This window comes from Bacillus sp. RCC_6_1 (genome assembly GCF_041360755.1).
GTDB classification, from domain to species: Bacteria; Bacillota; Bacilli; order Bacillales; family Bacillaceae_G; genus Bacillus_A; species Bacillus_A cereus.
The window spans coordinates 821,052-843,982 of the sequence record NZ_JBFUPV010000002.1; the positions used below are offsets into that span (position 1 = coordinate 821,052).

Sequence of the window (22,931 nt, forward strand, 5' to 3'; positions counted from 1 at the left end):
AATAGTGAAAATGGTGATGAAAATGCTGTCTATCGTTGTAAAGATTTTACGAACGAAATCTGTCCTGTCTTTGCATAATCATTGTTACAATGAATACTACAAAGACAAGTTCTTTTAAAAGGAAGGTGAAAAAATGAGGAAATATGGAATATGGCTTGTTCTATTTGTATGTGTTGCCTTTCTAGTTGGTTATAGTGTTACGACTGTTTTAGGAAAAGAGGAAGTGGAAGTCGATCGGAAAGAAGTATTTACAACGATACAAAAAGGCTATGAAACCCAGTTTTCAATTCGTGGGAAGCATTTGCCGATGAATAAGATGATAGAGACGTTATCACCGTATTTTACAGATAATTTCCTTCAAGTATTTACAGATGAAAATAGCAGAAGTGATAAACAAAGTGGTGAATATTTACTTCCGGCAAAAGAAGCACCGTTTTCTTTTAATTCAGAAACGAAAATGTCGTATGATGAAGAACATAAAAATTTATATGTATATGAGCGGACAAAAAGTGGACAGTATCAAATTGTAACATTGAAAAGGGATCAAGATAAATGGAAGCTAGCAGGATATCATGAAAGTCAGGAACTTTTAACTGAAATAAAAAGGTTGCAACAATTATAAAGTGAAACTTTTAATCAGTGGGAGGGATTACTCTTCCATCTAACTTCTTTGCTGTAGCTAAATTTGGGGTAGGAGTTTTACTACCCACAAATAGCGGGATAAGAATAGGAATAGGTATTTACCTATTCCTATTCTATATTGAGTAGTTGTTGTAACTTTTCAATTTGAAACCCTGCAACTACTTCGCCATCAATTACGACTGTTGGAGTTGAATAAGAATCATAGTCGTATAAAAGACGATTGCGAGCAGCAGCGTCTTTTTTTACGTCAAATTCTTCATATGCAACGTTATTATGCTTCAAAAATTCTTTCACAATAACACAGGGCGGACAATCGGGTTGTGTATAAACCTCAATTTTTTTCATTGTTATTCCTCCTTTTTTCTGTTTTTTATTATATTCTTCCAGTATAAAAACCGCAATAAAGAAGGGGAAATATGTTCTTTCTGTTTTTTCCTTCGCATTTCGACAAATTTTTAGTTGAGTTTCTGGCCAATAACCTTTATCCTAGAGTGTGGAACATTTTTTCTGTTATGACGGATAGAATGAGTATAGCTGTAAAACCTATTGGTAGGAAGATCAGAGAAAGGAGAGATTTCATGTCTCTACTCCAAGGAATTTTAACTCGACTTGTTAGTCTACAAGAACAAGCTGAAAGCGGTGAAGTAGCACAACGCTATTTTGAAGTGAACGGTGAGCGCAAATGTAGCGTGAAATTTTTCGATAAAAGTGAAATGTATGAGTTAGAAGTGTATCAACAAGGTGAAAAACCTCAAGTGTATCAATTCGATAATATCGACATGGTTGCAATTGAGATTTACGATATCATTTCTTGATACATATAAAAAAGGTACTGCCATGTGGCAGTACCTTTTTTAGTTCTATTACTTTCTAGTGGAATGTATAGAAGTTTTTTATTTTTCCTACAATGGTATTAAAATGAAATTTTAATCCGTGCAAGTTTGCTTATCCATGTGGAAAATGAGTCCCGTCAACCGGGTGAATATGTGAAGCTAAACTTCTCACAATCGCTGGGTTCTGCAAATAGCGGGAGAAATATAACTAGGAGGTTATCGTATGGAACGTTTACCAGTTGTGATTTGTCCTAATTGTCAAAGTTCTGCTGAGATTATTCATGTATTAACGGCTCAATCTAATCAAAATGTAATTTATACGTGCCAAGTTTGTCACTTTGTAATTCGAAATATTGAAACGAATAAAGGATAGGAAGTTATAATTTTAGTTTTTGTCCCATACAATGAGAATACGAAAAGTCTGTCTAATTGAAAGGACGTGACTCTGTGGACGGTGCACATAAATTTTACAATGTTTCAGAGAGACATTTAAATTTTGATATGGTCTTTAACCGTATTTGTAGTTTCATTGAAAAGGATCCGCGAAATTTATATCGATTATCCATTGGGACAGACTCACAAGCGCATCAAAAGGATACGAGGTTTATTACAGCAATCCATATTCATCGTGTTGGAAAAGGTGCCTGGGGCTGTTTACACCATAGATCAGTAAAAGATAAGCCGGCAACCTTACGTGAGAAAATATATTTAGAAACGCAGTTTAGTCAAGAAATCGCATGTCTATTTACGCCTACTCATATACAAACAATATGGGAGTTATTGCATCCTTATGCTCAAGATGGGGCTGGATTCATAATGGAAATTCATTTAGACATTGGGAATGATGGTTTAACAAAAGAATTTATTTTAGATATGACAGAAAAAATTCGAGCGATGGGATTAACTGCAAAAATTAAGCCAGATGCTTATGCGGCGTTTAGCTATGCAAATCGATATACGAAATGATTTTTTTTGTATGTATACGATTGCTACATATCTTTTAATAAAAACTGAATATTACATCTATTAAATAGGTTGAATTTTTTATATAATAAGAGTAACGATGCGAGTGTAAGGAGAGGGGTATATGCAAAGGGAAGTTGTTTTAACGAAGGAAGAAGAAAGTTTACTACTAGATATTTTATTTCAGCAAAATTACGCAAGTGAAATTTTAGCTGTGGAACTTACAGATATTGAGAATGGTTTGAAACAGACAGATGTGATGCAATATAAAAAAATCACAAGGTTATTTTACAGATTAAAAAATAAAGGGTATTAAGTGCTACCGGAATGGTAGTCTTTTTTTTGTGCTGTATGCTAAAATAGCTGTGTGATTGTATTTTTATTGAAATAAATTTAGGACAAAATAATAATATGAAAACGCTGTCATAAAATGTGAATAGAGTTGTGAACATAAGCAGGAAAAAGGGAAAATGGGGGATGTAATATGATTAGTATTCCGAAAGACGAATTTCAACAAATTCTTGTGAAGGATTTAATGATTTCATCGGAAAAAGTAGCTCATGTCCAAATTGGAAATAGTTTAGAACATGCTTTACTCGTTCTTGTGAAATCTGGATATTCGGCCATACCTGTCTTAGATCCAATGTATAAACTACATGGTTTGATTAGTACTGCCATGATATTAGATGGTATGTTAGGATTAGAACGTATTGAGTTTGAAAGACTCGATGATATGAAAGTAGAGCAGGTGATGAAAGAAGATATACCTGTTCTTAAATTAGACGATTCATTTGCAAAAGCTTTAGAAATGACAATTGATCATCCTTTTATTTGCGCTGTTAATGAAGAAGGCTATTTTGAGGGGATTTTAACACGTCGGGCTATTTTAAAATTGTTGAATAAGAAAGTAAGGCAACATAATCGATAACGTAAGAAAAGTGACTTCATAGAAACGAAGAAGTCACTTTTTTTTCGTGCATATCACTTGTGTATGTATTATATTTAAAAAGACATAAAACATAAGGAAAGTTTGCGCTGGACAATTGTATTTTCTGAATGAAAGCATTCGGGTAAATTAAGGATGAAAAGCTTATTGAAATAAGGTGTATGGAAGCTAAGGAAAGAGGGAGAAAGTTGCAAATTGATGATTTTCAAATGATGGTTGTGTTAGCTCAGGAATCAAATATGAGAAAAGCGGCGGAACGTTTATTTGTTTCCCAACCTGCGCTGAGTCAACGATTACAATCTATGGAGAAACAATGGGGAATGAAGTTTTTTATTCGCTCACAAAAAGGATTGACAATTACACCTGAAGGGGAAAAAGTTGCAAATTATGCTAAAGAAATGTTGCAAAGGGAAGAAGATATAAAAAGTGAGCTAGCTGTTTTCAGAACGGAAACTCATGGAACGTTAAAAATAGCTGTTGCATCAGTTATTGGTCAATATTGGCTCCCTCCTGTTTTGAAAAAGTTTGTGCATAAATATCCTTCTGTCAAGATATCGCTGTTTACTGGATGGAGTAGTGAAGTGCAAAAGCAGTTTTATGAAGGAGACGTTCATGTTGCTATACTGAGGGGAACACAAGAATATAAAGGTCAGAAGCAACAATTATTTGAAGATGAACTGTATTTAGTTGATAAAGAAATAAAAGATATTTCGATGTTAAAAGAAACAAATAGGCCGTTCATTCAATTTAAAAGTGATTCGACTTATTATGGACAAATACAAAATTGGTGGTATGGTTTATTTTCTAATCCGCCTAAGCGAACGATTGTAGTTGACCAAATTGAAACATGTAAACAACTTGTTTTAAATGGTATAGGTTATGCCCTTTTACCTTCTACTGTTTTAAAGGAAGTACAGGAAAATATGTATAAAACACCTGTTCAACTGACGAGAGAAACATGGTTGTTAACAAGTGACTCGGCAAGGCAGTTGAAGCAAGTACAAGCATTTTTAGAAATTATAGAAGAAATTCAAAGGGAAAAATAAGATTATTATCTTGCTACTCGCTCTTTCGTTTGGTAGAGTAACATTATAAATGGATTTAGGAGGCAACAAGAATGAAAATGATGGACGCTAACGAAATTATTTCGTTTATTCAAAAAAGTGAAAAGAAAACTCCTGTAAAGGTATACATAAAAGGGGATTTAAAAGAAGTAACATTCCCTGAAACAGTACAAGCATTTGTGAATAAAAAGTCAGGTGTATTATTCGGAGAATGGTCTGAAATTAAGACAATTCTTGATGAGAATAATAAGCACATCGTTGACTACGTTGTAGAAAACGATCGTCGTAATTCTGCAATCCCGATGCTTGATTTAAAAGGTATTAAAGCTCGCATCGAGCCAGGTGCTATTATTCGTGACCATGTTGAAATTGGTGACAACGCTGTAATTATGATGAATGCAACAATTAACATTGGTGCTGTAATTGGTGAAGGTTCTATGATCGACATGAACGCAGTACTTGGTGGACGTGCAACAGTCGGTAAAAACTGTCACGTAGGTGCAGGTGCTGTACTTGCAGGTGTTATTGAGCCACCTTCTGCAAAACCAGTTATCGTTGAAGATGATGTAGTAATCGGTGCAAACGTGGTTGTTTTAGAGGGTGTTACAGTAGGGAAAGGTGCAGTCGTAGCAGCAGGAGCTGTTGTAACAGAAGATGTGCCTCCATACACAGTTGTTGCAGGTACTCCAGCACGTGTAATTAAAGAAATTGATGAGAAGACAAAAGCAAAAACAGAAATTAAACAAGAGCTTCGTCAATTAAACCCAGAGAAATAAAAAGTAAAAAAAGCGTAAGAGCGTAAATGGGCTCTTACGCTTTTTATAGATAGAGGTGCAAAAATGACAGTAAGCAAATTTATCCAAATTCGCAGAGATTTACATAGAATTCCAGAAATCGGATTTAAGGAATGGAAAACACAACAGTATATTTTAGATTATATAGGAACACTTTCTCATGAATTTATGGAAGTGAAGACATGGAAAACGGGTGTAATCGTTAAAGTAAATGGAAAAAATCCCGAAAAAATAATAGGTTATCGTGCAGATATAGACGGTTTACCAATTACAGAGGAAACTGGATACGAGTTTGCTTCTATTCATGAAGGAATGATGCATGCATGTGGCCATGATGTACATACAACAATCGGTTTAGGCCTTCTAACGAAAGCTGTGAGCGAAAGAATAGATGATGACCTTGTATTTCTATTCCAGCCAGCAGAAGAAGGACCAGGCGGTGCTCTTCCTATGTTAGAAAGTGAAGAGTTAAAAGAATGGAAACCAAATATAATTCTTGGTCTTCATATTGCACCAGAATACGCTGTGGGGACAATTGCAACGAAAGAAGGACTGTTATTTGCCAATACTTCAGAATTATATATTGATTTAAAAGGGAAAGGTGGCCATGCTGCCTATCCGCATACTGCAAATGACATGATTGTTGCAGCGAGTCACCTTGTTACACAGCTTCAATCCGTTATTAGTCGCAATGTAAATCCTCTTGATAGTGCAGTAATTACAATCGGGAAAATTACAGGTGGTACGGTTCAAAATATTATTGCAGAAAAATCTCGTTTAGAAGGAACGATTCGAACATTATCAGTGGAATCAATGAAGCGTGTGAAAAGCAGAATTGAGTCAATTGTTGCAGGTATCGAAGCTTCTTTCCAGTGTGAGGCGATTATAGATTACGGAGCAATGTATCATCAAGTATATAACCATGAAGAGTTAACGAGAGAGTTTATGGAATTTGTACATAAACAAACTGATATGAATGTTATTACATGTACTGAGGCAATGACGGGTGAAGATTTTGGTTATATGCTTCGAGAAATCCCTGGATTTATGTTTTGGCTTGGAGTAAATTCAGAATATGGTTTACATCATGCAAAATTAAAACCAGACGAAGAAGTGATTGAAAAGGCAATCACATTTTTAAGCCAATATGTAAAGTGGAAAGGGAATAGAAAATAAAACTTCCGCTCTCTTGAAGGTTCCAAAAAACTTTTTGTTCTGAGGTGTAAGTAACGCTCGTATAGATTGATTTTAGACATTTACATACAAATGGAAGAATTAAAGTTAATTGTACTGTTTTAATAATGAGCAGGGGGTTTAGCCACTGCTCATTATTAATTATTTGACTAACTTATATATGTTTACTTTTAGTATGAAAAGTGTGTAAAATCAATGTGAAACATAGAAAAAAGGGTGGGGAATTACGTGCAAATTAGCAGTGCGATTTTATGTTTCGTCTTATATGCGTATGTTATTATTGCGGCGGTTTATTTTGGGATAAGTTTTTATGCCTATCGTCTAGTAGATAATAATGAATATGACGAAACATACAAATGGGTGAAGAGATATTTATCACCTGTACTAGAAATTATGAATGGGTTTGTGCTCTTTTTATTTATTGGATTAATTGCTTTCTCAACGAGTTTAGTAGGGAATAAAACTACGTTATTTGTATTGGGTATCATTATTTTTATGTTGTTAGGAATAAGGATTGGTAATACGGTCTTTTGGAATGAAAGAAAAGTAGATGGTTGGACGGGAATGTTAATTCCGTGCATGTTAGCTGCAATCGTGACAAATATAGAGCATGAATATTATCAATTACATTTTTGGCTTATTATCGTTTTAACAATTCTTTCTGTTTTGTATATAAGCACAGTAGTACTAACATATATTGCACATGAAAAAGGAGATGTTAAAGGCACTCGTTTCTTTAGAGGACGGGCATTATTTTGGAGTGTGCCGACGATGGCAGTTATCGCGCTTATTGCGATATTAGTAAATGGATATCAATTTTCTAATTGGCAACTATTTTTAGAAAATTGGTGGATCTTTATCTTTTCGTTTATTGCTTTTTTAGGTGCAACGCATTATTTATTCCATCAACATCATTACATATGGGCGTTGTTATTTGCATTCACACAGCTTCTATTTGCCTTTTTTGGTCAAGAAACATTATTATTCGTTTTTGAAACATTTAGTTCTTTTGGAAATATATTTGTATTTGCTATGCTACTTGTTGGTATCGCTTTTTACTTGCAACAATATTTTTATATACAAAAACAAAAATAAGAGCTAATCATAGTTTTTGTGACGCATATAAAGTGTGTTACACTGAAAATAAATAGTACTTGAAGTTATTGGAGGAATTCTTGTGGGTGAGAAAGAAAAAGAATTTGCTGTCATTGGACTTGGTCGCTTTGGTGGAAGTATTTGCCGAGAACTAGCTCAATTAGGTATGGAAGTAATGGCAATCGATTCAGATGAGGATAAAATTAATGAATTTGCAAATATAGCTTCGCATGCTGTAATTGCAGATTCAACAGATGAGATGGTATTAAAAAGCCTTGGTATTCGAAATTTTGATCACGTAGTCGTTGCTATTGGAGATAATTTAAATTCAAGTATTTTAACGACTTTGATTTTGAAAGAGTTGGGTGTAAAAAATATTACTGTAAAAGCTCAAAATGATTATCATGAAAAAGTGTTAAGTAAAATAGGTGCAGATCATATTGTGCATCCAGAACGTGATATGGGAAAAAGGATTGCTAATAATATTGCATCAAGCAATGTGCTAGACTACCTTGAGCTTTCAGATGAGCATAGTATTGTAGAGATTATTGCGAATAAAAAAATTGATGGGCACTCTTTAATTGAATTAGATATTCGTGCGAAGTTTGGATTGAATATTGTAGCAATTAAACGAGGCAAAGAAGTTATCGTATCCCCTCGAGCTACGGAGAATATTCAAGCAGGAGATATATTAATTGTCATTGGTCATGACGATGAAGTGGATCGATTTAAACACTTTTTAAGATAAGAGAAAAGAAAAGGACAATGCCTTCATGGCATTGTCCTTTTTCTTATATTTCCATAATGATTGGTAAAATCATTGGACGACGTTTCGTTTTCTCATATAGGAATGGGGCTAATGTGTCTGTAATTTCATTTTTAATTTCAGACCATTGTGTTGTTTTACGCTCCATTACTTTTTCTAAATGAGTTGTAATTAATGTTTGTGCATCATTGATTAAATCGCTGCTTTCACGCATGTAAACGAAACCGCGTGAGATGATATCAGGTCCTGCTGCAACTTTAAATTCTTTCATATCAATGCTTACAACTACAATTACAAGTCCTTCTTCAGAAAGGATACGACGATCGCGTAATACGATATTGCCAATATCTCCAATACCGTTTCCATCAATGTAGACCGAACCAGATGGGATTTTTCCAGCTACGCTAGCTTCATCCGAACGTAAAGCAAGAACATCGCCATTATCCATAATGAAGCAATTTTCTTCAGGGATGCCACAATCATTTGCTATGTTCATGTGCATACGCTGCATACGATATTCACCATGAATTGGCATGAAGTACTTCGGTTTAATTAGACGTAACATTAACTTTTGTTCTTCTTGTCCACCGTGTCCACTTGTATGGATATTTGAAAGTTTCCCGTGAATTACATCAGCGCCAGCGCGGTACAACATGTTAATTGTACGACTTACGCTAATTGTATTTCCTGGAATTGGTGAAGAAGAGAAAACAACTGTATCTCCAGGAATAATTTGAATTTGGCGGTGTGTACCATTTGCAATACGTGAAAGTGCTGCCATCGGTTCACCTTGACTACCTGTACATAAAATAACAACTTTATTAGCTGGTAAGCGGTTTAGTTGAGATGCATCTATGAATGTATCTTTCGGGCAACGAATATAACCAAGGTTTTGTCCAATTTCAATCGCTGCTTCCATACTTCGACCAAACACAGCTACTTTACGGTTGTTTTCAACAGCAGCTTCAACAACTTGTTGTAAGCGGTGGATATTTGATGCAAAGGTTGCGAATATAATCCGTCCTTCTACTTTACGAAAAATGTCTTGAATGCTATCACCAACGCGACGCTCAGACATAGTAAAGTTTGGAACTTCACTGTTCGTACTATCAGATAATAGACATAGTACGCCATCTTTACCGATTTCAGCCATTTTTGTTAAATCAGCTGGTTCACCAACTGGTGTGAAGTCAAATTTGAAGTCACCTGTATGAACAACTTGACCTTGAGGTGTTTTCACAACAACGCCGTACGAATCTGGAATACTGTGAGTTGTACGGAAGAAGGATACAGACGTTTTTTTGAATTTAATAACGTCATCTTCTTGAATCTCGTAAAGTTTTGCTTTACGAAGTAAGCCGTGTTCTTCTAATTTGTTTTTGATGAGTGCAATTGCTAATTTTCCGCCGTAAATCGGAATGTTCACTTGACGTAATAGGTAAGGGATTCCGCCGATATGATCTTCGTGACCATGTGTAATGAATAACCCTTTAATTTTATCTTCGTTTCGCACAAAATAAGTGTAGTCTGGTATTACATAATCGATCCCGAGAAGTTCGTCCTCTGGAAATTTAATTCCAGCATCAATTATAATAATTTCATCTTGAAATTGAACAGCGTATGTATTTTTACCGATTTCACCAAGCCCACCGAGAGCAAATACAGCAACTTGGTCGTTTTTTAGAAATTTCATATCGCTATACGATTTCCGCTAATGTTAAATCAGCGTTTTCTTTTTCATATTCAAGATGAGCGCCAGTAACAGACTGAACAAACTCGATATTATATGCGAACTTATTTAACTTTGTACGAACATCCTTTTCAGACGTAGCCTCTAAATATAAAACTTTTGTATTTTCACGTACTGGAACCTCAGTTAATTTTTCTTGATAAAATACTTTAAAAATCATTTGGAAAACCTCTCCTTGTCTATGTTTTGCATTATCTGTTACTTATTATAAAGCAAACAGTCACGATTTTCATGTTTTTTCGAATGAGAATGAAGAAAAAGCCCGAAATGGGCACAATTTAAGCGATTGTCTTTTTACGGACTAGACCGTTTAAATAACGCTTGAGCTTTTTCTTCAGCTTCTTCAGCATGATTACTCCTTCCTTTCCTTATTTTAAACATGCCTATTACTAGTGAAAACTCTATCTCTGATATAAGAGATAGGACAAAAGTGAATGGTGAATCTTGTCCTTTCCCATACAGTGAAAGTTATTCTATAGTAACGATCAGTAGCCGTTAGTTATAGGTATAGTATGAGGAAGAATGGAAAAGAAAATTCATCCGAACAAGTATCTACATGTTTTACTAATATATATATGCAAAGTTTACAAATAAGGTCAGAAAGGGAACGCTTTCTTCACAGATGTTTAATATGTTATACTTTTTTTTAGAATTTGAAAAGTGATATTCAAAATAGGAATATAGAGTCCCAGAAAGGATTTTGACAAATGAATGATAAAATTGTCTTTTTTGATATTGATGGAACATTATTAGATCATGATAAAAAAATTCCGCAATCTACACGAGATGCAGTAAAACAGTTACAAGAAAAAGGTGTACATGTAGCAATTGCGACAGGGCGCGCGCCATTTATGTTCGAAGATATTCGCAGGGAACTTAATATACATAATTATGTTAGTTTTAATGGACAATATGTTGTCTTTGAAGATGAGGTAATATTTAATAATCCGTTACATCCAGATGCTTTACATAGGTTTACTCAGTTTGCAAAACAAGAAGGATATCCACTTGTATATCTTGACCATCAAGATATGAGAGCATCAGTGGAATATCATGATTATGTGAAAGAAGGCTTTGGAAGCTTAAACTTTGAGCATCCAGCATATGAGCCTAATTTTTATGAGGAACGTAATATTTATCAAACACTACTTTTTTGTGAAGTAAATGAAGAGGAAAAGTTTATTAATCATTATCCAGATTTTCATTTTATTCGTTGGCATGCATATTCAATGGATATCATTCCGAATGGTGGTTCTAAGGCAAAAGGAATTGAGAAATACATTGAAAAGTTAGGTTTTAATCGTGATCAAGTGTATGCATTTGGAGATGGCTTAAATGATTTAGAAATGATCGAAGCCGTTGGCACAGGTATTGTGATGGGAAATGGCCATGAAGACTTGAAAAAACTTGCAAATCATGTGACAAAGGATGTTAATGAAGACGGTATATATCATGGACTAAAGTGGGCTGGATTGCTATAAGTGAATATGGAACCCATTTCATAATAAAAAGGCGGAAGATTAACTTCCGCCTTTTTATTATTATCGCTCTAGAGGTTTGGAATCATCAGGAGCGGCAAAAGGATTTTCTTTATTGATATGGTCATAGAACATAACGCCATTTAAATGATCAATCTCGTGTTGGAATACGATTGCTGGTAAACCTTTTAAACGCAATTTTACTTCTTCTCCGTTAATAGAAGTTGCTTTTACTGTAATTCTTGTATAACGAGGAACATAACCAGGTACTTCGCGGTCTACAGACAGACAGCCTTCACCACCCTGTAAATATGTACGTTCAACAGAATGGCTAATGATTTTTGGATTGAATAATGCATGGCTATATAATGTACCATCCGCATCGGTTACATGAACTGCAATCATTTTTTTTGAAACACCGATTTGCGGAGCCGCTAATCCGATTCCAGGGCGTAAACTATATTTTTCAGCCATTTCAGGATCTTGGCTATTTATTACGAATTCAATCATTTCTTTTAAGGTAGTTGTATCTTCTTCGCTTGCCGGTAATGACACCTCTTCTGCAACGTTGCGCAAAATAGGATCTCCTTCGCGAATAACATCTTTCATTGTAAGCATATGTAATCTCTCCTTTCCTCTTTAGTCTACCAAAGGAGATGGAAAAAGTCATCGGCAAGAAAGGGAAGGCATTTTGGAAATTGTTCTATTATAGAGTAGTTATGTATGTGATAAAAAGAAAAAGACGGCAAAGCCGTCTTTTTCTTTCCATAGTTGTTTCGTTTTACATTAGCGAATGCAAGCAGCACCAACGATAATTAAAAGAATAAACAACACAACGATTAAGGCGAAGCCGCGTCCAGACCCGCCACAAGAACCGCCATAACCGTAGGAAGGATATGAACAAGTTGGATAGCAATATGAGTATCCGTACATGAGATGACCTCCTTTATCATTTCCCGCTAATACTGCGGTTACTATAATGTATGGAAGAGAGGGTAGAAATGTATAGGTATTTACCTAAAAAAGGAAGAGTAGTTTGTATATTTTTGTTACGAAGAGAGAAAAACTAAAGAGAATTAAATCGTTTACATATTATTCTAAGAGAAAAAATAAGTGAAAAAGGGAATAATATAACAGTAGGTCAATGCTTACTAATACAGATGTAAAAAATAAAAACACGTTTGTGTAGTAGAAACCTGCATATTATTTATAAAAAAACGTATTCAAAGTAATTGACATCGTAATTAGAATAGTTGTAAACTAAAAAACGTGATCAAGATTGTATTAATATGTTTCTGAAAAAACATTAGTACAGATTGTTAGGTACACAAAATTATTCTCAACCGACATACAAACATGTTGGTTTACATCGTTGCGCTTTTTAAACTGGAAAATAGCCAGTGAAAGCGTTTCAGAATATGGTTCAAGAGAGGAAGAGGTGAACGGAATGGGTACTAAAACAAAAAAGACCCTATTTAATGTTGATGAGCAAATGAAAGCTATCGCAGCTCAATTTGAAACATTACAAATTTTAAATGAAAACGGTGAAGTTGTGAATGAAGCAGCTATGCCTGAATTATCTGATGATCAATTAAAAGAATTAATGCGTCGTATGGTGTATACTCGCGTATTAGATCAACGTTCTATTTCTTTAAACCGTCAAGGACGTTTAGGTTTCTACGCACCTACAGCTGGACAAGAAGCTTCTCAATTAGCAAGTCATTTCGCACTTGAAGCAGAAGACTTCATCTTACCAGGATACCGTGATGTACCACAATTAGTATGGCACGGATTACCATTATACCAAGCATTCTTATTCTCTCGTGGACACTTCATGGGTAACCAAATGCCTGAGAATGTAAATGCATTAGCTCCACAGATTATTATCGGTGCGCAAATCATCCAAACTGCTGGTGTTGCGTTAGGTATGAAACTACGTGGTAAAAAATCTGTTGCAATTACTTACACTGGTGACGGTGGTGCTTCACAAGGTGACTTCTACGAAGGTATGAACTTTGCAGGTGCATTCAAAGCTCCAGCAATCTTCGTTGTTCAAAACAACCGTTATGCAATCTCTACTCCAGTAGAAAAGCAATCTGCAGCTAAAACTGTAGCACAAAAAGCAGTAGCAGCAGGTATTTACGGAATTCAAGTAGACGGTATGGATCCATTAGCTGTATACGCAGCAACTGCTTTTGCTCGTGAGCGCGCAGTAAATGGCGAAGGCCCTACTTTAATCGAGACTTTAACATTCCGTTACGGTCCACATACAATGGCTGGTGATGACCCAACTCGTTACCGTACAAAAGATATCGAAAACGAATGGGAACAAAAAGACCCAATCGTACGCTTCCGTAAGTTCTTAGAAGCTAAAGGCCTATGGTCTCAAGAAGTTGAAGAGACAGTAATCGAAGAAGCAAAAGAAGATATCAAACAAGCAATTGCTAAGGCTGACCAAGCTCCAAAACAAAAAGTAACTGATTTAATGGAAATCATGTACGAAAAAATGCCTTACAACTTAGCTGAACAATATGAAATCTACAAAGAAAAGGAGTCGAAGTAAGCCATGGCTCAAATGACAATGATTCAAGCAATCACTGATGCTTTACGCGTTGAAATGAAAAATGACCCTAACGTACTTGTATTTGGTGAAGACGTTGGTGTAAACGGCGGTGTATTCCGTGCTACTGAAGGTTTACAAGCTGAATTTGGTGAAGATCGTGTAATGGATACTCCACTTGCAGAGTCTGGTATTGGTGGACTTGCAGTTGGTCTTGCACTTGAAGGATTCCGTCCAGTTCCAGAAATCCAATTCTTCGGTTTCGTTTATGAAGTAATGGATTCAATTTCTGGTCAATTAGCTCGTATGCGTTACCGTTCTGGTGGACGTTGGACTGCTCCAGTAACAGTTCGTTCTCCATTCGGTGGTGGTGTTCATACTCCTGAACTACATGCTGATAGCTTAGAAGGATTAGTGGCTCAACAACCTGGTCTAAAAGTTGTTATTCCATCTACTCCATACGATGCTAAAGGTCTTTTAATCTCTGCGATTCGTGACAACGATCCAGTTATCTACTTAGAGCATATGAAATTGTACCGTTCATTCCGTCAAGAGGTACCAGAAGGTGATTACACAATTGATTTAGGTAAAGCTGATATCAAACGTGAAGGTACAGATGTATCTGTTATCGCTTACGGTGCTATGGTTCACGCTGCATTAAAAGCTGCTGAAGAACTTGAAAAAGAAGGTATCTCTTTAGAGGTTGTTGACTTACGTACAGTTCAACCATTAGATATCGAAACAATCATCGCTTCTGTTGAAAAAACAGGTCGCGTAGTTGTAGTTCAAGAAGCTCAAAAACAAGCTGGTATTGCAGCTAACGTTGTAGCGGAAATTAACGACCGTGCAATCTTAAACTTAGAAGCTCCAGTTGTACGTGTTGCAGCTGCTGATACAGTATTCCCATTCTCTCAAGCAGAGAGCGTATGGTTACCAAACCACAAAGATATTGTTGAAGCTGTAAACAAAGTAATGAACTTCTAATTTTTAGCTTTTCATGTGCAAAAGAAATCAGCACATGCTGGTTTCTTTTGTACATATTCCATAATAATGAAATGAATCAGGGGGCTGAATTCCGTGGCATTTGAATTTAAACTACCAGATATCGGTGAAGGTATCCACGAAGGTGAAATCGTAAAATGGTTTATTAAACCAGGCGATGAAGTAAACGAAGACGATGTACTTCTTGAAGTACAAAATGATAAAGCAGTAGTAGAAATCCCTTCTCCTGTTAAAGGTAAAGTACTTGAAGTACTTGTAGAAGAAGGAACAGTTGCAATCGTAGGAGATACATTAATTAAATTTGATGCTCCTGGATACGAAAACCTTAAATTTAAAGGTGACGATCATGATGAAGCTCCAAAAGCTGAAGAAGCAGCAGTAGAAGCTCCAGCAGCGGAAGCTACTCCAGCAGCAACTGCAGAAGTAGTAAATGAGCGCGTAATTGCTATGCCATCTGTTCGTAAATACGCTCGTGAAAAAGGTGTAGACATTCATAAAGTAGCTGGTACTGGTAAGAATGGCCGTATCGTAAAAGCTGACATCGATGCATTTGCAAATGGTGGACAAACTGTAGCAGCAACTGAGGCTCCAGCAGCAGTAGAAGCTACTCCAGCAGCAGCGAAAGAAGAAGCACCAAAAGCACAACCAATCCCAGCTGGTGAATATCCAGAAACTCGTGAGAAAATGAGTGGTATCCGTAAAGCGATTGCGAAAGCAATGGTTAACTCTAAACACACAGCTCCTCACGTAACATTAATGGACGAAGTAGATGTAACAGAACTTGTTGCTCACCGTAAGAAGTTCAAAGCAGTAGCAGCTGACAAAGGTATTAAATTAACTTACCTTCCGTACGTTGTTAAAGCTTTAACATCTGCATTACGTGAATACCCAATGTTAAACACTTCTTTAGACGATGCATCTCAAGAAGTAGTTCATAAACATTACTTCAACATCGGTATCGCAGCTGATACAGACAAAGGTCTATTAGTACCAGTTGTTAAAGATACAGATCGTAAGTCTATCTTCACAATCTCTAACGAGATCAATGATCTTGCTGGTAAAGCACGTGAAGGTCGTCTAGCTCCAGCTGAAATGAAAGGTGCTTCTTGCACAATTACAAACATTGGTTCTGCAGGTGGACAATGGTTCACTCCAGTTATCAACCACCCAGAAGTAGCAATCCTTGGTATCGGCCGTATCGCTGAAAAACCAGTTGTGAAAAACGGTGAGATCGTTGCAGCTCCAGTATTAGCATTATCTCTAAGCTTTGACCATCGTTTAATTGACGGTGCAACTGCTCAAAAAGCGTTAAACCAAATTAAACGTCTATTGAATGACCCACAATTATTAGTAATGGAGGCGTAATAACAATGGTAGTAGGAGATTTCCCAATTGAATTAGATACAGTCGTTGTTGGTGCAGGTCCTGGTGGATACGTTGCGGCAATTCGTGCAGCACAATTAGGTCAAAAGGTAGCAATCATTGAAAAAGCTAACCTTGGTGGCGTATGCTTAAACGTTGGATGTATTCCTTCAAAAGCGTTAATCAATGCAGGTCATCGTTATGAGAATGCAATGCATTCTGATGACATGGGTATTACTGCAGAAAACGTAAAAGTTGACTTTACAAAAGTTCAAGAATGGAAAAACGGCGTAGTTAAGAAATTAACTGGCGGTGTTGAAGGCCTTCTTAAAGGTAACAAAGTTGAAATCATTCGCGGTGAAGCTTACTTCGTAGATGCTAATACATTACGCGTTATGACTGAAGATGCAGCTCAAACTTATACGTTTAAAAATGCTGTTCTTGCAACTGGTTCTACACCAATCGAAATTCCAGGATTCAAATACTCTAAACGTGTTATCAACTCTACAGGTGCTTTAAGCTTACCTGAAATTCCTAAAAAACTTGTTGTAATCGGCGGCGGTTACATCGGTATGGAATTAGGTACTGCATATGCTAACTTCGGTACAGAAGTTACTGTAGTAGAAGCTGGCGACGAAATCTTAGCTGGTTTCGAAAAAGCTATGAGCTCTGTTGTTAAACGTGCTCTACAGAAAAAAGGTAACGTAAATATCCATACAAAAGCTATGGCTAAAGGCGTTGAAGAAACAGAAACTGGCGTAAAAGTTAGCTTTGAAGTTAAAGGTGAAATCCAAACTGTAGAAGCAGATTACGTATTAGTAACTGTAGGTCGTCGTCCAAACACTCAAGAAATCGGTCTTGAGCAAGTTGGAGTTAAAATGACTGACCGCGGCATCATCGAAATCGATGAGCAATGTCGTACAAATGTACCAAACATCTATGCAATCGGTGATATCGTTCCTGGACCACCATTAGCTCACAAAGCTTCTTACGAAGGTAAAGTAGCTGTAGAAGCAATTAGTGGCCATGCATCAGCTATCGATTACATCGGAATTCCTGCAGTATGCTTCACTGATCCAGAACTAGCATCTGTTGGTTACACTAAAAAACAAGCTGAAGAAGCTGGAATGACTGTAACTGTATCTAAGTTCCCATTCGCTGCTAACGGTCGTGCATTATCATTAAACAGCACTGACGGTTTCCTACAACTTGTAACACGTAAAGAAGATGGCCTTCTTGTAGGTGCTCAAGTTGCAGGTGCAGGTGCTTCTGATATTATTTCTGAGATTGGTTTAGCTATCGAAGCTGGAATGACAGCTGAAGATATCGCTCAAACAATCCATGCTCACCCAACATTAGGTGAAATCACAATGGAAGCAGCTGAAGTTGCTCTTGGAATGCCAATTCACATTGTAAAATAATTTAAGTAATGTAAATAGCCCTTCTCTTATTGTAAGAGAGGGGCTATTTTTATTTTCATCAAATGACTTGCAAGGTCTTTAAACGTACTTGTCGAATGAATATATAATACTTTAACAAATGATTCAGGCTTAACTTACTTCGAAGGTAATATATATCATCCTATAATATGTAATTGATTCAAACTTACCCCCATATATTAATAAAATAGAGCATGTCAAAGGAGAAGGTTCCATGAAAATATTACATGTTATATTTTATCATTTACTACTATGGAGTGGCTTTTCCACTGTATTAACATTATCGAATGGTGATAAGTTTCATTATAAAGTTATTCTTTTTTTCGTATTTCTATATTTAGCCTATGTAATAGCATATTTTGTATTGCACGTAAGAAAGCAAGCTTTATTTCTTACATGTTCGAATTGTATATTATTTTTAATCATATTATCTATTTTTTAAATTAGCGTTTATAAAAATACATTGTTCTTCCATTAAATAATTGTAACTCTCCTTCTAATTTCTTCGCTAAAAAACGGCAAAATTCATTTGCTTTCCCTTTGTCACCAAATGTTGCATTAGGTGGTAAAGAAACTTGGATGAAAGATTGTTCATTTTCTATACCAACACCAATATAAATTGAGTCATACCGGTCGTGAGTGGATTGAAGTTTTAATGTTGTTGTAGATGTATCTAAAATTTCATAAGGAAAAGCGGTATTTGTATACGTGTAATTAATTTGGGCACCAGTTTTAGAAGTAACTGTTTTATAATAATGAAAAAGTTGTTTTATATCATCTATTGAAACTGATTGTTGGTTGGATTTCGGTACAAGCGTAATAAAGGCGTGTTGCATATAAGTTCCCCCTAGCTTAGTAGAATACTATCATTCTACATCCTACTGAATTTTTTGACAATTAAAAGGAGTATTACATGTTTTGTTTAATATACTATTAATGAAACGTGATGTAGAAAGGTGGAAACCAATGTTTGAAAAATTGTATGATGAGCATGAAAGTGTGAAGGTACGATTTTTAGGGTTTATGACACATGATACACGTTATGATTTTGGTGTTATTTATACAAATATGTTTTTTGGAAAGCCGCTCATTGTTTGTATGCAAACAGGAAGGTCTACTTTACTCGGACGAGATGATGTAGAGAATGTTCAATATATACAGGAGATTTTTAAATTAGGATCAGAAGAGGAAGCAAAGGAGTTAGCTCAGTTTTTCAAATTTCTAGTTCCGTCAACTTCTTTACATGCGGAATATGAAGAATAATTAATGTGAAACAGTCGTACTTATAAATATGGCTGTTTTTTTATTTTAATATCGCATACTAATTTAAATTAAAAATATTTAATGTGTTATACTAAAAACCTATTGACGTAAAAAGTATAACATATTAAAATGAAGACAGAAAGTTAAGCGGTTACAAAAAGTTTTTGGGATTATAAACTTAGGGGGAAATGAAAAATGGGAACAATCGTATGTCAAGATTGTGAAGGTACAATTGCACACTTCGAAGATGAGAAAGTAACGGTACTTTACGGGAAATGTGGATCTTGCGGATGTGATCACACAGAGCATACAAAAGCCCAATAATTGATAGGAAATGGACAGCTAAAAGTTTTTAGGACCATAAACTTAGGGGGAAATGAAAATGGGAACAATCGTATGCCAAGTATGTGAAGGAACAATCGGACATTTTGAAGATGAGAAAACGACGGTACTTTACGGAAAATGTGGAACAAATTGTGACTGTGCTAGAAAAGATAATGCGAAAGCTTAATGATAAATAAATAGATTACTATTAAAACTCAGGGGGAAATGAAAATGGGAACAATCGTATGCCAAGTATGTGAAGGAACAATTGGACATTTTGAAGATGAAAAATCAACAGTACTATACGGGAAATGTGGATCTCATTGCGAATGTGACCATAAAGAACATACAAAAGCTTAATAATAAGAAAAAGCGCCTACATGTGTAGGCGCTTTTTTAATAAATTGTAGTTGTATGACCAACTGTTGCAACGATTGCATCATCTCTAATTGGAATAAAGCTTATGGATGTCTGTGGTGTACTAGAAGAAGCATATTGGCTCATTATACGGCTATCGATACGGGTAATAGTATCGGTCAAGAAAGCTGAAATAAAAGCGTAAGGGACTCTTCGTTCATTTAATGAATAAATAATTTCTTCTTTTGTTTTTACACCCACGCCATGTCCGTAAAAAAAGAAATTTCCTAAATAGATTGTGTTTTCTCCTTGCCACTCAATCGTAGCTGGATTCACTTGTGGGTTTTTAAAGTAAACGAGGTCACCTGGAACAAGATCGCCACCGTTTTTTGTTATGAGCCTTAGATCTTGATCGTAGTCCCATGTATAAAGTAAAAGATTTGCAAATAGACGATTGAAAGTTTCTTCCTCATACAATGATAGTAAAGCTTTATAAAAAATAATGATCATAGCGGTTGCGCATTCAGTTCCATATAGTTTTCCATTTTTAAAAATATCTTGTATGGCAATAGAAGATGGTATGTTTGGAAGAAGCTCGAATCCTCCAAGGGATGTTCTTTTCCAATACTGGGGGTTGCAAAAGGATTGTTGAAATGTGCGAAACTGAAATCCACTTTGAAAAAGCTCTAGTGCAGAGATAATAATATTAACTCGTAAATTGAGATCAAAGCTGAGTTCATCAGCTGTTCGGAAGGAATAAACTTCTTGATTTCCTGCCATTATTGATAAAATTTGTTGTTTCTCTGCTGCAAATGGCTCATATTCATTTGTAATATAAGGATGTACAATAGAACGGCCTATTACAATCATAATAGTATCCCCACCTATACGTTACATTCTTAAGTATCGTATGAAGAAAAGGAAAAAAGGTGAAAAAAAAGCCTATCAACTGATAGGCTTGTACTCTTTAATAACACGTAATGTTTGTAATGTCATATCTTCAGGACCTTGTACAGGTAAACCTGCTTCTAAGTTTTTCCGAATATACTCTAAGTTTTCTTGTGTAATAATTTCCCCCGGAGTAAAGATTGGAATCCCTGGCGGATAAACCATAACAAAATCAGCTATAATACGACCCGCTGCATTTTCAAATGGGATGACTTCTGTTTCCGAATAAAAAGCATCTCGAGGAGAAAGTGCTAGCACTGGAATTTCTGGAATCTCTACTTGTACTTGAACACCTTTATCTGCCCTATTTCTAAATGTTGCTGCTAAATCGTGTAAAGCTGCAATAAGTGTATTTGTATCACTTTCTGTATCTCCCAAAGTGATAAGACATAGTATGTTGTATAGATCTGAGAGTTCTACTTCAATGTTATATTGCTCTCTAAGCCATACTTCAGCTTGGTGGCCGGTAATACCTAAATCTTTTACAGATACAATTATCTTTGTAGGATCATAGTTAAAGGTAGCATCTGTACCTAACATTTCTTTTCCAGGACAGTAAAGATGCTCAATAGAATTTATAGCATCACGAACATGCTCAGCTAATTGTATTGTTTGTTCTATGAGTGCTGTTCCTTCTGTAGCAAGACGTTTTCTCGCAACATCAAGGGATGCTAACAAGATGTAAGAAGTTGATGTAGTTGTAAGCATACTAATAATAGATTGGACATGCTTTACATTCACTAAGCCTTCTTTCACATTAAGAATAGAACTTTGAGTTAAAGAGCCTCCTAATTTGTGAACACTTGTTGCTGCCATATCCGCACCAGCTTGCATCGCTGACATAGGTAATTCATCGTGAAAATGAATATGAACACCATGAGCCTCGTCGACTAGTACAGGGATGTCATAAGAATGTGCTAATTGTACAATCTGTTCTAAGTCTGCAGCAAACCCAAAGTACGTTGGGTTAATAACAAGTAAGCCCTTTGCATCTGAGTGCTCTTCAAGTGCTTTTTTGACAGATTGAATTGTGATTCCATGAGAAATACCGAGCTTCGGATCGATTTCAGGATGCATGAAAATCGGTTTTGCACCTGAGAAAATAATAGCTGACATTACTGATTTATGCACGTTTCGTGGTACTAGGATTTTGTCACCAGGACCGCAAACGCTCATCACCATTGTCATAATAGCGCCACTTGTACCTTGAATAGAAAAGAAAGTATGATCTGCACCGAATGCAGCGGCTGCTAAATCCTGTGCTTCTTTAATCATACCTTTTGGATGATGTAAATCATCGAGTGGCGCAATATTAATTAAATCAATTGCTAATGCATTATGCCCAATAAATTCGCGAAATGTAGGATCCATGCCCTGTCCTTTTTTATGACCAGGAATATGGAATTGAATTGGATTTCGCTTACTGTGCTCAACTAAAGCGGTAAACAATGGTGTTTCGTATTGGGACAATCTATACACCCCTTCTTCTTCATAATATTTAGTGTAATTTGTTTTATATAATCCTGCTCTAAAAAAGTGTAGCCTTTTTTAGAATAAGGCTTGTTTTTCTGCCATTCAAAAAATCGTTTTTGAGATGGTAGCTTCACTTTATTTTCTATAAAACAAAAGCATTATATCACCAATAATTATAGATGTATAGAAAAAAATGTTTTTAAGGTGAGTATGTTTAATAGTTAGCCTCAACTAATGAATAGAGGAAGACAATTCCATTAAAATGAATAAATAGTGTATAATGCAGAGTGGCTATAATGAAGAATAAAATATTCTCTTTAAGATAGCATAATGAAACAAGAAGAAATGATAAATGAGGTGCGAAATGGAATATCAATATCCGTTAGATTATGATTGGTCAAATGAGGAAATGGTTACAATTGTTAAGTTTTATGAAGCGATTGAGAAAGCTTATGAAAAAGGGATTATAAGAGAAGAGTTAATGGGTTTATATCGTCGTTTTAAAGAGATTGTTCCATCGAAAGCAGAAGAAAAGAAAATTGATAAAGAATTTCAAGAAGTAAGTGGATACTCTATATATCGTGCTATTCAAAGGGCAAAAGAAGTCGAAGAACAAAAGCTCGTAAAAATGTAAAAAATATTTTGAAAAATAAAAACTGAAGTGATATAATGTGATAA

General features: G+C 35.7%; 30 protein-coding genes. 22 read left to right on the forward strand and 8 right to left on the reverse strand.

All coding sequences use genetic code 11. From position 1 onward, the window contains the following. The first annotated feature begins 133 nt into the window (after positions 1-133). Positions 134-622 carry a DUF3993 domain-containing protein gene (locus AB6801_RS10470; RefSeq protein WP_001233804.1) on the forward strand — a complete coding sequence of 163 codons (489 nt, stop codon included), beginning with the start codon at positions 134-136 and terminating at the stop codon, positions 620-622. Between the two features lie 128 nt (positions 623-750). On the opposite strand, the gene AB6801_RS10475 is transcribed toward AB6801_RS10470, so the two are convergent. After that, positions 751-987, reverse strand: a complete 237-nt coding sequence (locus tag AB6801_RS10475) for a glutaredoxin family protein (protein ID WP_000717875.1) — start codon at positions 985-987, stop codon at positions 751-753. Between the two features lie 233 nt (positions 988-1,220). On the opposite strand from AB6801_RS10475, the gene AB6801_RS10480 reads away from it, so the two are divergent. From AB6801_RS10480 to AB6801_RS10525, 10 genes are all read left to right on the forward strand, one after another. Next, positions 1,221-1,457, forward strand: coding sequence for a YkuJ family protein (locus AB6801_RS10480; protein ID WP_000055151.1), 237 nt, complete (start codon positions 1,221-1,223; stop codon positions 1,455-1,457). A 241-nt stretch (positions 1,458-1,698) separates the two neighbouring features. Then, positions 1,699-1,848 carry a hypothetical protein gene (locus tag AB6801_RS10485; protein WP_000440540.1) on the forward strand — a complete coding sequence of 50 codons (150 nt, stop codon included), beginning with the start codon at positions 1,699-1,701 and terminating at the stop codon, positions 1,846-1,848. A 74-nt stretch (positions 1,849-1,922) separates the two neighbouring features. Next, positions 1,923-2,441, forward strand: coding sequence for a ribonuclease H-like YkuK family protein (locus tag AB6801_RS10490; RefSeq protein WP_000348489.1), 519 nt, complete (start codon positions 1,923-1,925; stop codon positions 2,439-2,441). Between the two features lie 121 nt (positions 2,442-2,562). Beyond that, entirely contained in the window at positions 2,563-2,754 is a 192-nt protein-coding gene (gene abbA / locus AB6801_RS10495) for an antirepressor AbbA (protein ID WP_001188692.1), read from the forward strand. 168 nt (positions 2,755-2,922) lie between these two features. Then, positions 2,923-3,366, forward strand: coding sequence for a cyclic-di-AMP-binding protein CbpB (gene cbpB, locus AB6801_RS10500; RefSeq protein WP_000623579.1), 444 nt, complete (start codon positions 2,923-2,925; stop codon positions 3,364-3,366). 179 nt (positions 3,367-3,545) lie between these two features. After that, on the forward strand, positions 3,546-4,430 hold the full coding sequence (locus tag AB6801_RS10505) for a transcriptional regulator CcpC (protein ID WP_001987174.1): 885 nt from the start codon (positions 3,546-3,548) through the stop codon (positions 4,428-4,430). Between the two features lie 71 nt (positions 4,431-4,501). Then, positions 4,502-5,224, forward strand: coding sequence for a 2,3,4,5-tetrahydropyridine-2,6-dicarboxylate N-acetyltransferase (gene dapD, locus AB6801_RS10510; protein WP_000783241.1), 723 nt, complete (start codon positions 4,502-4,504; stop codon positions 5,222-5,224). A gap of 63 nt (positions 5,225-5,287) precedes the next feature. Then, positions 5,288-6,418, forward strand: a complete 1,131-nt coding sequence (locus AB6801_RS10515) for an N-acetyldiaminopimelate deacetylase (protein ID WP_000218662.1) — start codon at positions 5,288-5,290, stop codon at positions 6,416-6,418. A 246-nt stretch (positions 6,419-6,664) separates the two neighbouring features. Next, on the forward strand, positions 6,665-7,531 hold the full coding sequence (locus tag AB6801_RS10520) for a cytochrome c oxidase assembly protein (RefSeq protein WP_001167321.1): 867 nt from the start codon (positions 6,665-6,667) through the stop codon (positions 7,529-7,531). An 82-nt stretch (positions 7,532-7,613) separates the two neighbouring features. Further along, on the forward strand, positions 7,614-8,279 hold the full coding sequence (locus tag AB6801_RS10525) for a potassium channel family protein (protein WP_000504032.1): 666 nt from the start codon (positions 7,614-7,616) through the stop codon (positions 8,277-8,279). Positions 8,280-8,322: 43 nt separating this feature from the next. Here the strand turns inward: AB6801_RS10525 and rnjA are convergent, their stop codons facing one another. Next, a complete protein-coding gene (rnjA, locus tag AB6801_RS10530) occupies positions 8,323-9,990 on the reverse strand; it encodes a ribonuclease J1 (RefSeq protein WP_000670377.1) in 1,668 nt (555 codons plus the stop codon). A 4-nt stretch (positions 9,991-9,994) separates the two neighbouring features. Next, the gene (locus AB6801_RS10535; protein WP_000576435.1) at positions 9,995-10,207 is read right to left on the reverse strand and encodes a DNA-dependent RNA polymerase subunit epsilon; all 213 of its coding nucleotides are present in this window, start codon (positions 10,205-10,207) and stop codon (positions 9,995-9,997) included. Positions 10,208-10,754: 547 nt separating this feature from the next. On the opposite strand from AB6801_RS10535, the gene AB6801_RS10540 reads away from it, so the two are divergent. Next, on the forward strand, positions 10,755-11,528 hold the full coding sequence (locus tag AB6801_RS10540) for a Cof-type HAD-IIB family hydrolase (protein ID WP_000998279.1): 774 nt from the start codon (positions 10,755-10,757) through the stop codon (positions 11,526-11,528). Positions 11,529-11,588: 60 nt separating this feature from the next. On the opposite strand, the gene def is transcribed toward AB6801_RS10540, so the two are convergent. Next, positions 11,589-12,143: a peptide deformylase gene (gene def / locus AB6801_RS10545; protein ID WP_000957048.1), complete on the reverse strand. Its 555-nt coding sequence runs from the start codon at positions 12,141-12,143 to the stop codon at positions 11,589-11,591. Between the two features lie 168 nt (positions 12,144-12,311). Beyond that, a complete protein-coding gene (locus AB6801_RS10550) occupies positions 12,312-12,458 on the reverse strand; it encodes a YjcZ family sporulation protein (protein ID WP_000274562.1) in 147 nt (48 codons plus the stop codon). Between the two features lie 514 nt (positions 12,459-12,972). On the opposite strand from AB6801_RS10550, the gene pdhA reads away from it, so the two are divergent. The 5 genes from pdhA to AB6801_RS10575 all read left to right on the forward strand — a co-directional run bounded on the left by pdhA (position 12,973) and on the right by AB6801_RS10575 (position 18,330). Further along, positions 12,973-14,088, forward strand: coding sequence for a pyruvate dehydrogenase E1 component subunit alpha (gene pdhA / locus AB6801_RS10555; protein WP_000536895.1), 1,116 nt, complete (start codon positions 12,973-12,975; stop codon positions 14,086-14,088). A 3-nt stretch (positions 14,089-14,091) separates the two neighbouring features. Next, complete coding sequence (pdhB, locus tag AB6801_RS10560) at positions 14,092-15,069, forward strand: pyruvate dehydrogenase complex E1 component subunit beta (RefSeq protein ID WP_000068168.1); 978 nt, start codon at positions 14,092-14,094, stop codon at positions 15,067-15,069. A 93-nt stretch (positions 15,070-15,162) separates the two neighbouring features. Continuing rightward, positions 15,163-16,452 carry a pyruvate dehydrogenase complex dihydrolipoyllysine-residue acetyltransferase gene (gene pdhC, locus AB6801_RS10565; protein ID WP_000863419.1) on the forward strand — a complete coding sequence of 430 codons (1,290 nt, stop codon included), beginning with the start codon at positions 15,163-15,165 and terminating at the stop codon, positions 16,450-16,452. Positions 16,453-16,457: 5 nt separating this feature from the next. Continuing rightward, positions 16,458-17,870: a dihydrolipoyl dehydrogenase gene (gene lpdA / locus AB6801_RS10570; protein ID WP_000260104.1), complete on the forward strand. Its 1,413-nt coding sequence runs from the start codon at positions 16,458-16,460 to the stop codon at positions 17,868-17,870. 232 nt (positions 17,871-18,102) lie between these two features. Then, a complete protein-coding gene (locus AB6801_RS10575) occupies positions 18,103-18,330 on the forward strand; it encodes a hypothetical protein (protein WP_000697469.1) in 228 nt (75 codons plus the stop codon). A 1-nt stretch (position 18,331) separates the two neighbouring features. Here the strand turns inward: AB6801_RS10575 and AB6801_RS10580 are convergent, their stop codons facing one another. After that, positions 18,332-18,724: a DUF1885 family protein gene (locus AB6801_RS10580; protein ID WP_001163302.1), complete on the reverse strand. Its 393-nt coding sequence runs from the start codon at positions 18,722-18,724 to the stop codon at positions 18,332-18,334. 130 nt (positions 18,725-18,854) lie between these two features. Here AB6801_RS10580 and AB6801_RS10585 point away from each other — a divergent pair, with 130 nt between their 5' ends. From AB6801_RS10585 to AB6801_RS10600, 4 genes are all read left to right on the forward strand, one after another. Beyond that, on the forward strand, positions 18,855-19,151 hold the full coding sequence (locus AB6801_RS10585) for a DUF3055 domain-containing protein (RefSeq protein ID WP_000462038.1): 297 nt from the start codon (positions 18,855-18,857) through the stop codon (positions 19,149-19,151). A 195-nt stretch (positions 19,152-19,346) separates the two neighbouring features. Further along, positions 19,347-19,475, forward strand: coding sequence for a GapA-binding peptide SR1P (locus AB6801_RS10590; protein WP_000536778.1), 129 nt, complete (start codon positions 19,347-19,349; stop codon positions 19,473-19,475). Between the two features lie 58 nt (positions 19,476-19,533). Next, positions 19,534-19,662: a GapA-binding peptide SR1P gene (locus AB6801_RS10595; protein ID WP_000536803.1), complete on the forward strand. Its 129-nt coding sequence runs from the start codon at positions 19,534-19,536 to the stop codon at positions 19,660-19,662. Positions 19,663-19,706: 44 nt separating this feature from the next. Continuing rightward, entirely contained in the window at positions 19,707-19,835 is a 129-nt protein-coding gene (locus AB6801_RS10600) for a GapA-binding peptide SR1P (RefSeq protein ID WP_000536796.1), read from the forward strand. A gap of 36 nt (positions 19,836-19,871) precedes the next feature. Here AB6801_RS10600 and AB6801_RS10605 read toward each other — a convergent pair whose 3' ends face one another. Beyond that, complete coding sequence (locus AB6801_RS10605; RefSeq protein WP_000635342.1) at positions 19,872-20,702, reverse strand: protein-glutamine gamma-glutamyltransferase; 831 nt, start codon at positions 20,700-20,702, stop codon at positions 19,872-19,874. Positions 20,703-20,777: 75 nt separating this feature from the next. Further along, on the reverse strand, positions 20,778-22,250 hold the full coding sequence (speA, locus tag AB6801_RS10610; protein WP_000084898.1) for an arginine decarboxylase: 1,473 nt from the start codon (positions 22,248-22,250) through the stop codon (positions 20,778-20,780). A gap of 367 nt (positions 22,251-22,617) precedes the next feature. Here speA and AB6801_RS10615 point away from each other — a divergent pair, with 367 nt between their 5' ends. Continuing rightward, positions 22,618-22,887 (forward strand): UPF0223 family protein, encoded by a 270-nt coding sequence (locus tag AB6801_RS10615; RefSeq protein ID WP_000456552.1) that lies wholly within the window; start codon positions 22,618-22,620, stop codon positions 22,885-22,887. Positions 22,888-22,931 lie beyond the last annotated feature (44 nt).